Source organism: Labrys sp. Lb11, assembly GCF_057554225.1.
The window spans coordinates 197,829-212,214 of record NZ_BAAJOT010000005.1; the positions used below are offsets into that span (position 1 = coordinate 197,829).

Consider the following 14,386-nt stretch of genomic DNA (forward strand, 5'->3'; position numbering starts at 1 on the left):
AAGTTGCACTGCAAGAAGGCGAAAGTGTCACTTGATAAAATGTATCGACTTCACACCAGTGAAGTTGTAAAAATACGCACATGAGCATGGTGTTCGACGAACGCAAGCTCTTCGCCGGGGCGCGGGTGCGTCGCATCCGGCAGGAGCAGGGCCTGACGCAGACCGAGACCGCCGAGCGGCTCGGCGTCTCCGTCTCCTATCTCAACCTGATCGAGCGCAACCAGCGCCCGCTCACCGCCAACGTCCTGCTGCGCCTGGCCTCGGCCTTCGACATCGACCTGCGCTCGCTGATGGAGAGCGAGAAGCGCGTCACCGAGGAGGGGCTGGCGGAAATCCTTGCCGATCCGGCCCTGGCCGCGGTGTCGATCAGCCGTGGCGAGATCCAGGACCTCATCGCCAACGCGCCCAACGCGGCGCAGTTGATCGAGGTGCTCTACGGCCTGCACCGCGCTCATCTGCGCGGCGCCGAGGCTGGGCCGGGCGCTCCGCCTCCCGAGGCCGGCGCCGATATCGCCGTCGAGCGCGTGCGCGATCTCCTGGCCGAGCGGCGCAACCATTTCCCCGAGCTCGACGCCGCGGCCGAGCGCGTGCACGAGGAACTGTCGCCGCTGCCCGGCCAGGTCCACACGGCGCTGGCCGAGCGCCTGTCGGGCCGGCACCGCATCCGCGTGCGCGTGTTGCCGGCGGGCGTCATGGGGCCGCTGGCGCGCAATTTCGATGCCCATCGCCGCAATCTCAACCTGTCCGAGCTGCTGGAGCCGTCCTCGCGCCTGTTCCAGATGGCGTTCCAGATCGCGGCGCTGGAGGCGGACGCAGCGATACAGCCGCTGGTCGCCACGGCCGGCCTCGTCGACGATCAGGCCAAGAAGCTGTTCCGGATCACGCTGCTCAACTACTTCGCCGCGGCGCTGCTGATGCCCTATGCCCGCTTCTTCAAGGCGGCCGAGGAGACCGGATACGACATCGACCTGATCGGCCAGCGCTTCGAAATGAGCTTCGAGCAGGTCTGCCACCGGCTGACGACGCTGCAGCGCACCAAGAGCCGCGGCGTTTCCTTCTTCATGATCCGCCTGGACGCGGCCGGCAACGTCTCCAAGCGCCTGTCCTCGGGCGGCTTCCCGTTCTCGCGGTTCGGCGGCACCTGCCCGCTGTGGAACGTGCACAAGGCCTTCGAGGCTTCCGGCCGCATCCTGACCCAGGTCGTCGAGATGCCGGACGGCGAGCGCTATTTCTCCGTCGCCCGGGCGGTGCGGCGCGGCCTGACGCCCTGGGGCCGGCCGGAGCCGGTCTTCGCCATCGGCCTGGCCTGCGACCTGAAATCGGCGGAGCGCCTCGTCTACAGTCGCGGCATCGATCTCAAGACCATCGAGCCGACGCCGATCGGCGTCAATTGCCGCCTCTGCCCCCGCCCGGACTGCGCCCAGCGCGCCGCGCCGCCGATCGGCAAGGAGCCGCGCGACTCGGAGTTCGTGAAGACGCTGTCGCCGTTCGGCTTCACGGCCTAGCGCCGTGTTCCCGATGCCAGGCGGCGCAGGGGCGGACGCCCCCGGCCCCTATCTGATCGCACGCCCTAGAAATCCATGCCGCCCATGCCGCCGGGCGGACCAGCCGGGGCCGGAGCCGGAGGCTTGGGGACTTCGCCAATCATCGCCTCGGTGGTGATGAGGAGCGAAGCGACCGAAGCGGCGTCCTGCAGGGCGGTGCGCACGACCTTGGCCGGGTCGACGATGCCCCTCTCGACGAGGTCGACATACTCTTCCGTCTGGGCGTCGAAGCCGAAGCTCCTGGATTTTTTTTCCAGGATCTTGCCGACGACGATCGAGCCGTCCACGCCCGAGTTCTCGCAGATCTGCCGGATCGGCGTTTCGAGCGCCCGTTCGACGATCTTGATGCCGGCGCGGATGTCGGCATTGTCGGAGCCGAGCTTGGCCACGGCCGTCCTGGCGCGCAGCAGGGCGACGCCGCCGCCGGGGACGATGCCTTCCTGCACCGCGGCGCGGGTGGCATGGAGCGCGTCGTCGACGCGGTCCTTCTTCTCCTTGACCTCCACCTCGGTCGAGCCGCCGACGCGGATCACCGCGACGCCGCCGGCCAGCTTGGCCAGGCGCTCCTGCAGCTTCTCGCGGTCGTAGTCCGAGGTGGTCTCCTCGATCTGCGCCTTGATCTGCGCGATGCGGCCCTCGATGTCCTTCTTCTTGCCGACGCCGTCGACGATCGTGGTCTTCTCCTTCTCGACCGTCACCGTCTTGGCGCGGCCGAGCATCTGGAGCGTCACGTTCTCGAGCTTGATGCCGAGGTCCTCGGAGATCACCTGGCCACCGGTGAGGATGGCGATGTCCTCGAGCATGGCCTTGCGACGGTCGCCGAAGCCCGGAGCCTTGACGGCGGCGATCTTGAGGCCGCCGCGCAGCTTGTTGACGACCAGGGTGGCCAGGGCCTCGCCCTCGACGTCCTCGGCGACGATCAGCAGCGGCTTGCCGGCCTGCGCCACCGCCTCGAGCACCGGCAGCAGCGGCTGCAGCGAGGTCAGTTTCTTCTCGTGGATGAGGATGTAGGGGTCCTCGAGGTCCGCGATCATCTTCTCGGCGTTGGTGATGAAGTAGGGCGAGAGGTAGCCGCGGTCGAACTGCATGCCCTCGACGATGTCGACTTCGGTGTCGAGGCTCTTGGCCTCCTCGACCGTGATCACGCCCTCCTTGCCGACCTTGCGCATCGCTTCGGCGATCATCCGGCCGATCGCCTCCTCGCCGTTGGCCGAGATGGTGCCGACCTGGGCGATCTCGGCGGAGTTGGCGACCGTCCTGGACTGGTCGGCGATGCTCTTGATCGCCGCGGCGACCGCGAGGTCGATGCCGCGCTTCAGATCCATCGGGTTCATGCCGGCGGCCACCGACTTGGCGCCCTCGCGGACGATGGCCTGGGCCAGCACGGTCGCGGTGGTGGTGCCGTCGCCGGCCGTCTCGCTGGTCTTGGTCGCCACCTCGCGCACCATCTGGGCGCCCATGTTCTCGAACCTGTCGGCGAGCTCGATTTCCTTGGCGACGGTGACGCCGTCCTTGGTGACGCGGGGAGCGCCGAACGACTTCTCGATCACGACGTTGCGGCCCTTCGGGCCGAGGGTGACCTTGACGGCGTTGGCGAGCACGTCGATGCCGCGCAGCACCTTGTCGCGCGCGTCGGACGAGAATTTGATGTCCTTGGCAGCCATTGCAGTCCTCGCTGAGGCAGGGGGCAACGCCCAACGAAACAACACGCAGACCGATGGATGATCATAGCACGATTGCCACCGATCGCGACCGATCGAGCCGACATGGCAGACCGGTCGAACGACCGCCGGGCTTCGTCACATCCCGCCTGCCGGCTGCCCCCGCCATCCCCCAACCCGCGGATGATCGAGCGCCGCCCGGTTGACGACATGCTCCGGCAGCCGCCCGGCGATCGCCGCGATGATGCCCCTGACCGCATCGCGGGCGACGCCGTCGACGAAGCCGTCGGTCCAGCACAGCGAGTGGGGCGTGGCGACGACATTGTCCATCGCCAGCAGCGGGCTGGCCGGGTCGACCGGCTCGCGCTCGAACACGTCGAGGCCGGCGCCGGCGAGGGCGCCGGCCTGCAGGGCGGCGATGAGCGCCGTCTCGTCGACGATCGGGCCGCGGGCGACGTTGATCAGGAAGGCGGTCGGCCGCATCAGCGCCAGGCGCCGCGCATCGATCAGCTTGCGCGTGGTATCGTCGAGCAGACAGGCGACGACGACGAAGTCGGCCTGCGCCAGCATCGCGTCGAGCGCCATCAGCTCGACCGGCAGGCCGGCGACCTGCCCGGGGCCGACGAAGGGATCGGCGGCGAGGATGCGCATGCCGAAGGGCTGGACCAGGCGCACGAGTTCGCGGCCGATGCCGCCGAGCCCGACGATGCCGAGCGTGCGGCCGGGCAGGCCGACGCCGGGATAGTCGCCGCGCTCGGCCCAGCGGCCCTCTCGCGGCAGGCGCGACTTCAGCGGCAGGCGCTGGCCCAGCGCCAGCATGAAGGTGAGGGCCATGGCGGCGACGGGATGGCGCACCGCCACCGGCGAGTTGGTCAGGAGGATGCCGCGCCGGGTCAGCGCCGCGGTGTCGACGGCATCATAGCCGACGCCGTTGCGCGCCACGAGGCGCAGCCGGCCGCCGTCCTCGGCCAGCGAGGCTTCGCCGAGGCGCGAGCCGCCGATCAGCAGGGCATCGCAAGCCGCCACCGCCGCCGGGTCGATCACGCCGCCGTCGCGCGGCAGCACCGTCCAGGCAAGGCCCGCCTCGCGCAGCAGCTCGAGCGGGCCCGGTCCGAACATCGGCTGCCCGCGCGTGTCGAACAGGTCTGCAGTCAGGCCGATGCGGGGCGAGGTCATGGGTGCCTCCGGGGTTGCGGCGGGGCGGACGGGCCGGCCTGCCGGGAAGGATCGGGTCAGGGCCGCCGATCCAGGGGCGTCACCGCCCGGCCGCCGCGGGCGGATTCATAGGCGCCCCAGACCAGGCCGTAGGTCTTGAGGCTGTCGGCGCCGGAGGTCTCGGGCTCGAGGCCCTCGCGCAGGCAGTGCACCCAATGCTCCTGGGTCCGCACCACGCTTTCCTGCGTGCCGTGCCAGGGCGGCGTCGACCAGGCGAACAGCCTGGGCGAGACGTCGACCTCCCGCGCCGCGCCGTCGCCGAAGACGCTCATGCGATAGCCCGGATCGACCCGCAGGCTGCCGCGCGTGCCCTCGACCTGCAGGGTCAGCTCGGGGAAGGGATCGGGATGGAGCGGGCTGGCATAGCTGCACTCGACCACGCTGGTGGCGCCCGCCTCGTGCCGCAGCATGGTGGTGGCCATGTCCTCGCCGCGGATCCCCGGCTTGATGCTCTCGCTCTGGCAGTAGAGCCGCGACACGTCGCCGAGCAGGTAGCGCGCCACGTCGAGCATGTGCACGCCGAGGTCGAGCAGGACGAAGTGCTCCTCGGTCGCGAGATAGGGCTGCTTGCCGTAGATGTCGTGCCCGGTGCGGAAGGCGATGCGCCCCCAGGTCGGCTTGCCGATGGCGCCCTGGTCGATCGCCTCGCGCGCCTTGCGCACCGGGGTGAGGAAGCGGGTGTTCTCGTGCACCATCATCGGGATGCCGGCGTCCCGGCAGGTCTCGACGATGGCGCGGCAGGCCTCCCAGCTCGGCGCCAGCGGCTTCTGCACGATCACCGGCAGGCGATGCCGGGCGGCGAGGCCGACCAGGGCGGCATGCGAGCCCATGGTCGTGACGATGTCGACGAAGTCGAGCCTTTCCGCCGCGAGCATCGCGTCGGCGTCCGCATAGGCCGCGCCCGCGCCGAATTTGGCCGCCGCGGCCTGCGCCTTCGACGCGTCGAGGTCGCAGACCGCGGCCAGGACGACATCCGGCATGCCGGCCCAGGCGGCCAGGTGATTCTCGGCGAAGAAGCCGCAACCGATCACGCCGACGCGGAACGGGGGAGTGGCCACGACATGTCTCCTTCCTGCCGGGCGCTCCGGCGATACGGGGTCAGTGAATCTCGCCGGCGCGCCTGAGGGCTTCGCGCATGGCGGCGCTGTTGAAGCCCGGCGCGCGCGCCATGTCGAGGATGACCTTCTCGCGCCGCGACACCAATTCGATCGCCGCCGGCAGCCGGCGCACCGCGTCGGCGGGGATGACCACGGCGCCGTGGAAGTCGGCATGGATGACGTCGTCATGGCCGGCGGCCATGCCGAGGATGTTCACGTCGCCGCCCATCGCCACCATGTGCACGTGGGCGTGGCTCGGCCCGATCCGTCCGCCGATGATCTGGAAGCCGGGCGCCAGCATGTCGAGGTCGCGGAACGAGCCGTTGGTGACGCAGCCCGTCACGCCCAGGCCGCGATGCACCGTGGTCTGCACCTCGCCCCAGAAGGCGCCGTAGCCCGGCCGATCGTCGATATCCTGGATCACGGCGATGGTCGGCAGGTCCCCGGCGGCGACATAGTCGTACCAGTCCTCGCGCGGCGGGATCGGCCCGCGCGGCGGCTCCTTGGCCCGGATCAGGCCGGTGCGGGCGAGGCCGACGATCGGCGGCAGCTTGCGGTCGACCGCGACCATCGGCTCGACCGTGAAGCCGACGGCGCGCCGCTCCGGCACGATCAGTTCCAGGCCGTTGCAGATGGTCGGCGTGTCCCAGCGCTGGAGCAGTTCGAGGTCGGCGGCGGTGAAGGGATGTCGGGTCATGGGTCCATGTCCTGTGACGGGGGAGGGCTCAGCTCGGCTCGACGCGGATCTTGCGCTGCTCGAGCCGTTCGGCGATCGCGGTGCGCTGGCCGTCGACCCAGGCGGCGACGAAGATGATGGCGCTGTTGACCAGGGGATAGAGGTACGGGTCGGCGTTGAGCATCACCAGGCCGTTCTCGGTAGTCTGCACCAGGACGGCGCCGAAGATGCTGCCGAGCACGCCGCCGCGGCCGCCGAACAGGCTGGTGCCCCCGAGGACGGCGGCTGCGATCACCGGGAACTCCTTCTGGTAGCCGAAGGTCGCGGCGGCGGCGCCGACCTGCGACACCGAGATCAGCGCGCCGATGGCGGCGCAGACGGCGCAGATGCAGAACACCGAGAAGATGATCGGCTTGACGGCAATCCCCGCCTTGGCCGCCGCCTCCGGATCGGCGCCGACGGCGTAGATCTGCCGGCCATACGGCGTCTGCGTCAGGACCAGCCAGGCCGTCGCGGCCACGGCCGCCAGGATCCAGATCGCCCAGGGCACGCCCAGCGCCGAGGAGCGGCCGAGCGTCTGCACCACCTCGCTCTGGAACACCATCTTGGTCTCCGAGAGGTAGAGGGCGAAGCCCCGGCCGATGAACAGGGTGGCAAGCGTGGTGACGAAGGGAGCGATGCGCAGATAGGTGGTGAACCAGGCGTTGACCGCCCCGAAAGCAAGGCCGATCAGCAGGATCGCCGGGATCGAGACCGCCAGCGGCAGGGCGGAGAGGTAGAGGCCGAGCACCACCGCGACAAGGTACATCACCGAGCCGATCGAGAGGTCGACGCCGCGCACCAGCAGCACGAAGGTCATGCCGATGGCCATCACCGCCACATGGGTCGACTGGGTGACGATGTTGCGCAGGTTGGCGAAGGTCAGGAAGCGGTCCGACTGGCTGCCGAAGGCGATGAACAGCGCGGCGAACAGCAGGAGCGGCGCGAACTGCAGCAGGAGGAGGATGAGCCTGTGGCGGCTGAACGGCATGGCGGGCCTCCGTCAGTCCCAGAGCGCCGCGCGCAGCAGCGTCTCGCGCCGGTAGCCGGCCCGGTCGTGGAAGCCGCGGACCTCGCCGCGCGCCATGACCATGATCCGATCGGTCATGCCGATCAGCTCCTCGATCTCCGAGGAGATGAACAGGACCGCGGCACCCTCCGCCACCAGCTGGTTGATGATCTTGTAGACCTCGTACTTGGCGCCCACATCGATGCCGCGGGTCGGCTCGTCGAGGATGAAGATGGAGGGGCGGCGCATCAGCCATTTGCCGATCACCACCTTCTGCTGGTTGCCGCCCGACAGGGTGCGCACGGCGGTGCGGTCGAGCGAGCGGGCGTTGACGCGCACGGCCTGCGCCATGGCCTGCGCCTCCGCGCCGAGCTCGGCCGGGCGCAGGAGGCGCAGGAACGGGCTCGCCCGGTCGGGCAGGGAGGGCAGCACGATGTTGTCGCGGATCGAGGCTTCCATCATCAGCCCCTCGCCGCGCCGGTCCTCGGTGAGGAAGGCAAGGCCGTGCTCCATGGCCGCGCGCGGCGAGCGCGGCGGCAGCCTGGCGTCGCCGACCCGGATCTCGCCGCTGGCGTAGCCGTCCAGGCCGAACAGGATGCGGGCCAGCTCCGAGCGGCCCGCGCCCATCAGGCCGGAGACGCCGAGCACCTCGCCGGGGTAGAGGTCGAAGGCGATGTCGCGGGCGATGCCGGGCTGGGACACGCCGCGCACCGACAGGGCGGCGCGGCTGCGGTCCGGCGTGCCCGCACGCTCGGGGAACAGGTGGTCGATGGTGCGCCCGACCATCAGCGTGATCATCCGCTCGATGCTGAAGGCGGCGCGCGGCTCGGCCGCCGTCACCTGGCCGTCGCGCAGCACGACGATGTCGTCGCACAGGCGCATCACGTCGCCGAGGATGTGGCTGATATAGATCACGCCGAGGCCCTGGCCGCGCAGGCGCTCGATGATGCCGAACAGGCGCTCGGACTCGCGGGCCGTCAGCGAGGTGGTCGGCTCGTCGAAGATGATCAGCCGCGCCTCGCGGCTCAGCGCCTTGACGATCTCCACCAGCTGGCGTTCGCCCGGAGCCAGGCGGCCGACCGGCGTGCCCGGCGGCAGCTTGAGGTCGACGAGGTCGAGCGCCGCCCGCGCCCTCTCGCGCATGCGGCGGCGATCGATGAAGGGCAGCCGGCCGAGCCGTGGGAAATGGTCGAGGAAGATGTTCTCCTCGATGCTGAGGTTGGGAAAGAGGCTGAGCTCCTGGTGGATGAAGGCGATGCCGAGCGCCTGCGCCTCGCGCGAGCTGCGCGGCGCGATCTCGCGGCCGTCGAGCTCGATGCGTCCGCCGTCGCGCTGGTGGATGCCGCCGAGGATGTTCATGGTCGTCGACTTGCCCGAGCCATTTTCGCCGACCAGGCCGAGCACATGGCCGCTGCGCAGGTCGAAGCCGACGTCGCGCAGCACCGGCACGCCGAAGAAGCTCTTGTCGAGATTGCGGATGCGCAGCAGCAGCTCGGCCATCACCGTCAGCCTCCGCGCGCGATGACGCGGTGGCGCACCGCGTCCGTCACGGCCGCGAACAGGATCACCCCGCCCTTGATGGCGTAGACGGCCGAGAGCGACAGGCCGAGCAGCTGCAGGCCGTTGTCGACGACGCTGAGGAACAGCACGCCGAGAAACACGCCGCCGACCTTGCCGCTGCCGCCGAACAGGCTGACGCCGCCGATCACCGCCGCGCCGATGACGTCGAGCAGGATGCGCTGGCCGAGGATCGGCGTGCCCGCCTCGAGCCGGCCGGTGTAGATGACGGCGGCGACGGCGGAGAACAGGCCGGAGAGGACGAAGGTCGAAATCACCACCCGCCGCACCGGCACGCCGGAGATCGCCGCCGCCTGCGGGTTGAGGCCGACGGCGAACAGCCAGCGGCCGAACACCGTGCGCGACAGGGCAAGGTGGACGCCGACGGCGATCGCCAGGGTGATCAGGGCGGCATAGGGGATGCCGAGCACGCCGCCATAGCCGAGCTCGAGGAAGCCCGACGGCAGGCTGCCGATGCTGGAGCCCGAGCTGGTGTGGCCGGCCGTGTACCAGATGGCCGAGCCGCTGAAGAACATCATGGTCGTCAGCGTCACCAGGAAGGAGGGCATGCCGAACAGGGTCGTGCACATGCCGTTGAGGGCGCCGATCGCCAGGCCGACTACCAGGAAGGCCACGATCGCCGCCGCCGGGGCCCAGGCGCTGCCGGCGAGGTAACCGCCCTGGCTGGTCATGATCGAGGCGCCGACGACGCTCGCCATCGCCATGATCGAGGTGGCCGAGAGGTCGATCTGCGCCACCATCAGCACCAGCATCAGCCCGATCGCGGCGATGAACAGCGGCAGGACTTGCAGGAAGATGTCGCGCAGATTGGTCGGGCTGAGGATCTCCGGCACGATCGGCGCGATCGCCAGCACATAGGCCACGGTGAGGTAGAGGACGAGATAGTCCGAGAACAGCATCCGGCGCATGAGGCGCACCGGGCGGGACTTGGTCCCGCCCGCCGTCTCCGACAAGGCGCCGCCGATATCAGTCACGGGTCATGCTCTCGGCATCGCTTGGAGCCGCAGGCTCCGCCTACGGGTTCTTTTCCTTCCACACATGGTAGCCCCACATGTCCTCGCGCTTGGCGGCGAGATTCGCCTGGCTGATGGCGAAGCCCGGGTCGACCAGCATCTGCTCGGGCTGCTTGCCGGCCCAGATGTCCTTGAAGGCGTTGTAGGCGAGGTCGACCTCGTAGAAGAGGTTCTGGACGCCGTTGACGTCCATGTAGCCGGTATCGAGCAGCCTGTAGCCGTTCTGATCGCCGTCGAAGCCGGAGAACAGGACATGGCCCTCCTCGCCGCTCTTGTGCCATTTGCCGGCGGCCTTGAGCACCTGCTCGATCACGGCGTCCTGCGAATCCGAGGGCGAGATCAGCAGGTTGATGTCCGGATTGGCCTGGATGGCGTTGGTGAGGCCGGCGAAAGTCTTGTCCGTGTTCCACTCGGTGGCGACGCGGGAGACGACTTCGACGAGATCCTTGTTCTGGTCGAGGATGTCGAGGGCGCCGTCCCGGCGCTGCACCGCGTTGTTGTCGCCGAGATCGCCGATCAGCAGGCAGGCCTTGTACTTGCCGCCCTGCTTCTTGGCGATGTCGACCAGGGCCTGCACCGTCAGCTGCATGATCTTGCGGTTGTCGGCCTGGATGGCGATGTACTTGTTGTCGTTGGGCGCCGGCGGCCGGTTGAAGAAGATGATCGGCACGTTGGCGGCGTTGGCCGTGCGGATCGCCGGAATGGCCGCGTTGTTGTCGGTCGGGATGAAGACGATCCCGTCGACCTTGCGCTCCACCATCGCCTTGACCTGATCGTTCTGCTTGTTCTGGTCGCGATTGGAGATGGTCTCCAGCGTGGTCCAGCCGTTCGCCTTGGCCTTGGCCTTCAGGATGGCGTTGCCGGTGATCCAGAAATCGGAGTCGAAGGCGTCGAACATCAGCGCGATGGTCTTGCCGCCCTCGGCGCGGGCGAGCGGCGGGAAAGCCGCGGCCGATGCGGCGGCGGCAAGGCTCAGTGAGAACTGGCGTCGAGTGACGGTCATTGCTGCGGGTCCTCCCGGGTCCAGGCCATGCGATCGCCCCCGGCCTGCAGGCCGGACGGCGCAGTCCATCGCGGTCGGCCGCCGCCGCCGCGCGCAGGCACCCGGCGGACGCGGCTCGGCCGCGTGATCAGTGCTGGCGGGTCATCCGGAAGGTCCGTGCGGATCGGCGGCCGGGCGGTTGGCACGGCATCAGCCTCCGGACTCTTCCGAATGGATCAGCGCCTCCTCCTTCGGTCGTTGCGGCGAGCGACGCTCGACCGACGACTTCTTATCCGCTATGCATATCAGACGGTCCGGTTGTAGGACAAGCCTACCAATGAAAGAATCCGGTGGCAGACGAGGAAGGAGCGGAAAAATCGGCGTGACGTTCCTTCGATCGCAAGGCTAAAGCGTTTTGCGATTTGACGGAATCGCGTCAAGTCGCAAAGAGGCGTCGAAACAAGGAGTTAGAGCAAAGCGCGTTTCCACCAAACGCGCTTTGCTCTAGAAGCGCTTGCGGCTCCCTCGCGGCGGCCGCTCGACCCGACATGCCCATCGAGGAACCCGGCGACGTGATGCATGACGCGTGACGCAAACCCGACGAACATCGCCGCGCTTGGGCGGATGCCGCAGTTGCCCTCGCGTGTCGCCGCGGCGATCACCCAGGAGATCGCCCAGGGTCATCTGAAGCAGGGCGATCGCCTGCCGACCGAGCAGACCCTGGCCGAGCGCTTCGGCGTCAGCCGCAACGTCATCCGCGAGGCGATCGCACGGCTGCGCTCCGATGGCGTGGTGCAGTCGCGCCAGGGCGTCGGCGCCTTCGTGGTCAGCAGCGAGGCCACCGCGACGCTGCGCATCGACGCGGAGCTGATGAGCGACCGGCTGGTGTTCCAGAATGTGTTCGAGCTGCGGGCCATCCTGGAGATCCGCGCCGCCGGCCTGGCGGCGCTGCGTGCCGACGCGCAGCAGCGCGCCGCCGTTTCCGCCGCGCTGGAACGGATGCGCTCGGCCGTGGACTGGGCCCAGGACGGCGTCGCCGCCGACCTCGATTTCCACCGGGTCGTCGCCCAGGCGACCGGCAATCCCTATATCGCCACCGTCGTCGGCTTCCTCTCCGGCCAGATGCGCCAGAGCATCATGTTCATGCGCCACAACCAGAGCGACCCGGACGGGCGCCTGGCGGCCATGAACATCGCCGAGCACACCGCCATCCACGATGCCATCCTTTCCCGCTCGCCGGCGGCGGCGCGCGAGGCGATGCGCCGGCACATCACCAGCGCCGCCCGGCGCCTCGGCTACGACCTCGCCGACGGCGACGAGATGGCGGACGACGCGGCCGGGTTCTGAGGCCGCGCCGAGCCGCATCAGAGCAGGCGGCAGAGCGGATGCTCCCCGGCCATCAGCACGCGGACCGGCCCGTCCTCCTGCCACCAGCGGCCGGGCGCACGGCCCGACCGGTGATGCTCGAGCAGGGCATCGACCATGGCGAGCGCCCGGGCCGTGGCCCGGTCCTGCCGGCCGCCGCAGACCTGCGCCAGGAAACGCTCGACCCCGGCCGTCTCGCGCTGCAGCTTCCTGAGGGCCGCCAGCACCTTGTCGGCGCTGAAGTCCGTCGCGATCCCGGGATAGAAGGTGAAATCGGTCAGCCCGAACGAGGGCAGGAGGACGCAATCCCTGCCGAGGAACAGGGCTTCGAGCAGGGCGGTCGAATGCGTGGTCAGGAGGAGCTTGGACGACCGGATCTGGTCGATCGGATCGTCGAGGGGGGAGAGGAAGGGGAAGTCATCCTGCAACGCATCATAGGCGGCGGGGTGCCCCGGATGCGGCCGGACCCGGACCGGCAGGCCGATCTTCTCGCGCAGGTCCAGGAGCAGCGGGCGGACGATATGCGCCTGCGGGGCGGACTGGGCGAAGAAAAGGACATGGTCACCCTCGCCGGGCGCCATCGACAGCAGCGGGTCGAGTTTCGGCAGGCCGACGGGAAAGACCCTGGGCCAGTGCCTCTCGTCGAAGTTCAGGACGTGCCTCCGGCCGAAGCAGAAGAAATAGTCTGCGACAAAGGACTCGTTCATGCCGTTCCAGGGCTGATAGACCCCATGCTGGCATGCGATGATGAGGGTACGGGGGTGATGCTCGCGCGTGAAGCCGGCGACGCGGATGGCCGGCCAATGCGCCATGTCGTCGCAAAACAGGAGCTCGGGCTCGTGCTCCTCGAAGGCGCGCGCGAGCAGCGCCCAGAACGGGTTGGTCGCGGCGGGAGGGGTGTATGACGCATCGGTACGCTCGGCCACGGGGCGCAGGCCGAAGTCCCGCGGGGCCTGGCCGGGAAGGCCGCGCGCTGCCTCGAGCCAGACGAATTCGACCCGATCGCCGCGCGCGGCCATCGCGTCCAGAACGGGCTTGTAGTTCGAGAGCGTCCGATAGGAACTGGTGAGAACGAGACACTTCATGCAGAAGCCGAAAATCTACTTCTTCAACGATACGTCGGGAACGGCCCATGCCGGCTGCCGGGCCGTGATGCGCTCGCTGCGCCACCACCTCGGCGAGGCCGAGATCATCGCCACCCACCGGGTCGGCCAGCTGCGATACGACAAGGATGCCATGGAGGCCTGCGATGTGGTGTTCGTGAACGGCGAGGGGAGCATCCACCACGATTCCCCCCGTGCGAATTTCCTCCTCGACATGATCGCGGAAGGCCAGGCGCGCGGCAAGCGCACCCTCCTGGTCAATGCCCTGTTCCAGCAATACGAGAACCGTCATCCCGACGTGTTGCGTCGCCTCGACTTCTTCTCCGTCCGCGAGCCGTTCAGCGCCGACCATGCCCGCGGCTTCGGCGGGCAACCCGAGGTCTTCCTCGATTCGGCGGCCGACCCCCTGTTCGCCGGCGACGGCAAGGGCACGCCGCTCGCCGATCTCGGCGGCGTCGTGCTCGGCGGCGTTCATCCGGCTTCGCCCCATGCCGCCGTCTTCGCCGGCATCGAGGCCCCCAAGCTGCTCGTCAATGCCGGCGCGCTGGAGGACATCGTCGCCACGCTGCGCTCCGTCGACCTCTATCTCACCGGCCAGCATCACGGCGTCTATGCCGCGGGCCTGGCCGGCGCCCCCTTCGTCGCCTCGCCCAGCAACAGCCACAAGATCGAAGCGCTGGTTTCCTGGTCGGGACTGCCGATCCCGATCTGCCGGCAGCCGGGCGAACTGCCGCAAATGATGGACTATGCCCGCGACAACCGCGCCATGTTCCTGGCGTTCCGCGACTTCCTGCGCGCGCAACGCGTGTTCACGGCGGCGGAACTGACGCAGGCCTTGTCTGACGGTTAGACGTGGCCGGGGCAGGCACCGGGCTTGCGGGAGGCTTTCCAGGCCCAACGGAGGGAAGCGGCATGAAGCCGTCCGTCCGCCGCACGGACCGAGACCGACACGACGCCGGGCGCGGCGTCGTGCTCCCGCGTCAGGCGTCGTCCGACAAGGTCGGCGCCTCGCCCGGCAATTCGGCCCGATCCCGTCGGAATGTCGGGTCAGGCATCTGCATGCGATTCGCTGCGGTGCGTGAACAATCGTGGGACGCCGGTCGG

12 protein-coding genes are annotated in these 14,386 nt (G+C 69.2%); 3 read left to right on the forward strand and 9 right to left on the reverse strand.

Annotated features, from left to right (window positions below; translation table 11 throughout):
* Window positions 1-80 precede the first annotated feature (80 nt).
* Window positions 81-1,505, forward strand: coding sequence for a helix-turn-helix domain-containing protein (locus AC27L4_RS19590; protein WP_487144043.1), 1,425 nt, complete (start codon window positions 81-83; stop codon window positions 1,503-1,505).
* Between the two features lie 65 nt (window positions 1,506-1,570).
* Here the strand turns inward: AC27L4_RS19590 and groL are convergent, their stop codons facing one another.
* From groL to AC27L4_RS19630, 8 genes are all read right to left on the reverse strand, one after another.
* Window positions 1,571-3,208, reverse strand: a complete 1,638-nt coding sequence (groL, locus tag AC27L4_RS19595) for a chaperonin GroEL (RefSeq protein WP_487144044.1) — start codon at window positions 3,206-3,208, stop codon at window positions 1,571-1,573.
* Between the two features lie 135 nt (window positions 3,209-3,343).
* Window positions 3,344-4,381 carry an NAD(P)-dependent oxidoreductase gene (locus AC27L4_RS19600; protein ID WP_487144045.1) on the reverse strand — a complete coding sequence of 346 codons (1,038 nt, stop codon included), beginning with the start codon at window positions 4,379-4,381 and terminating at the stop codon, window positions 3,344-3,346.
* 56 nt (window positions 4,382-4,437) lie between these two features.
* The gene (locus tag AC27L4_RS19605; RefSeq protein ID WP_487144046.1) at window positions 4,438-5,478 is read right to left on the reverse strand and encodes a Gfo/Idh/MocA family protein; all 1,041 of its coding nucleotides are present in this window, start codon (window positions 5,476-5,478) and stop codon (window positions 4,438-4,440) included.
* Between the two features lie 40 nt (window positions 5,479-5,518).
* The gene (locus tag AC27L4_RS19610; RefSeq protein WP_487144047.1) at window positions 5,519-6,214 is read right to left on the reverse strand and encodes an RraA family protein; all 696 of its coding nucleotides are present in this window, start codon (window positions 6,212-6,214) and stop codon (window positions 5,519-5,521) included.
* A 28-nt stretch (window positions 6,215-6,242) separates the two neighbouring features.
* On the reverse strand, window positions 6,243-7,223 hold the full coding sequence (locus AC27L4_RS19615) for an ABC transporter permease (protein WP_487144048.1): 981 nt from the start codon (window positions 7,221-7,223) through the stop codon (window positions 6,243-6,245).
* Window positions 7,224-7,235: 12 nt separating this feature from the next.
* Window positions 7,236-8,741 (reverse strand): sugar ABC transporter ATP-binding protein, encoded by a 1,506-nt coding sequence (locus tag AC27L4_RS19620; RefSeq protein ID WP_487144049.1) that lies wholly within the window; start codon window positions 8,739-8,741, stop codon window positions 7,236-7,238.
* A 5-nt stretch (window positions 8,742-8,746) separates the two neighbouring features.
* Window positions 8,747-9,793 carry an ABC transporter permease gene (locus AC27L4_RS19625; RefSeq protein WP_487144050.1) on the reverse strand — a complete coding sequence of 349 codons (1,047 nt, stop codon included), beginning with the start codon at window positions 9,791-9,793 and terminating at the stop codon, window positions 8,747-8,749.
* Between the two features lie 40 nt (window positions 9,794-9,833).
* Entirely contained in the window at window positions 9,834-10,835 is a 1,002-nt protein-coding gene (locus AC27L4_RS19630; RefSeq protein WP_487144051.1) for a sugar ABC transporter substrate-binding protein, read from the reverse strand.
* Between the two features lie 558 nt (window positions 10,836-11,393).
* Between AC27L4_RS19630 and AC27L4_RS19635 the strand changes: the two genes are divergently transcribed.
* Window positions 11,394-12,161, forward strand: a complete 768-nt coding sequence (locus tag AC27L4_RS19635; protein ID WP_487144052.1) for a FadR/GntR family transcriptional regulator — start codon at window positions 11,394-11,396, stop codon at window positions 12,159-12,161.
* Between the two features lie 17 nt (window positions 12,162-12,178).
* On the opposite strand, the gene AC27L4_RS19640 is transcribed toward AC27L4_RS19635, so the two are convergent.
* Window positions 12,179-13,264 (reverse strand): hypothetical protein, encoded by a 1,086-nt coding sequence (locus tag AC27L4_RS19640; protein WP_487144053.1) that lies wholly within the window; start codon window positions 13,262-13,264, stop codon window positions 12,179-12,181.
* On the opposite strand from AC27L4_RS19640, the gene AC27L4_RS19645 reads away from it, so the two are divergent.
* Window positions 13,263-14,132, forward strand: coding sequence for a polysaccharide pyruvyl transferase family protein (locus tag AC27L4_RS19645; protein ID WP_487144054.1), 870 nt, complete (start codon window positions 13,263-13,265; stop codon window positions 14,130-14,132). The genes AC27L4_RS19640 and AC27L4_RS19645 overlap by 2 nt on opposite strands.
* Window positions 14,133-14,386 lie beyond the last annotated feature (254 nt).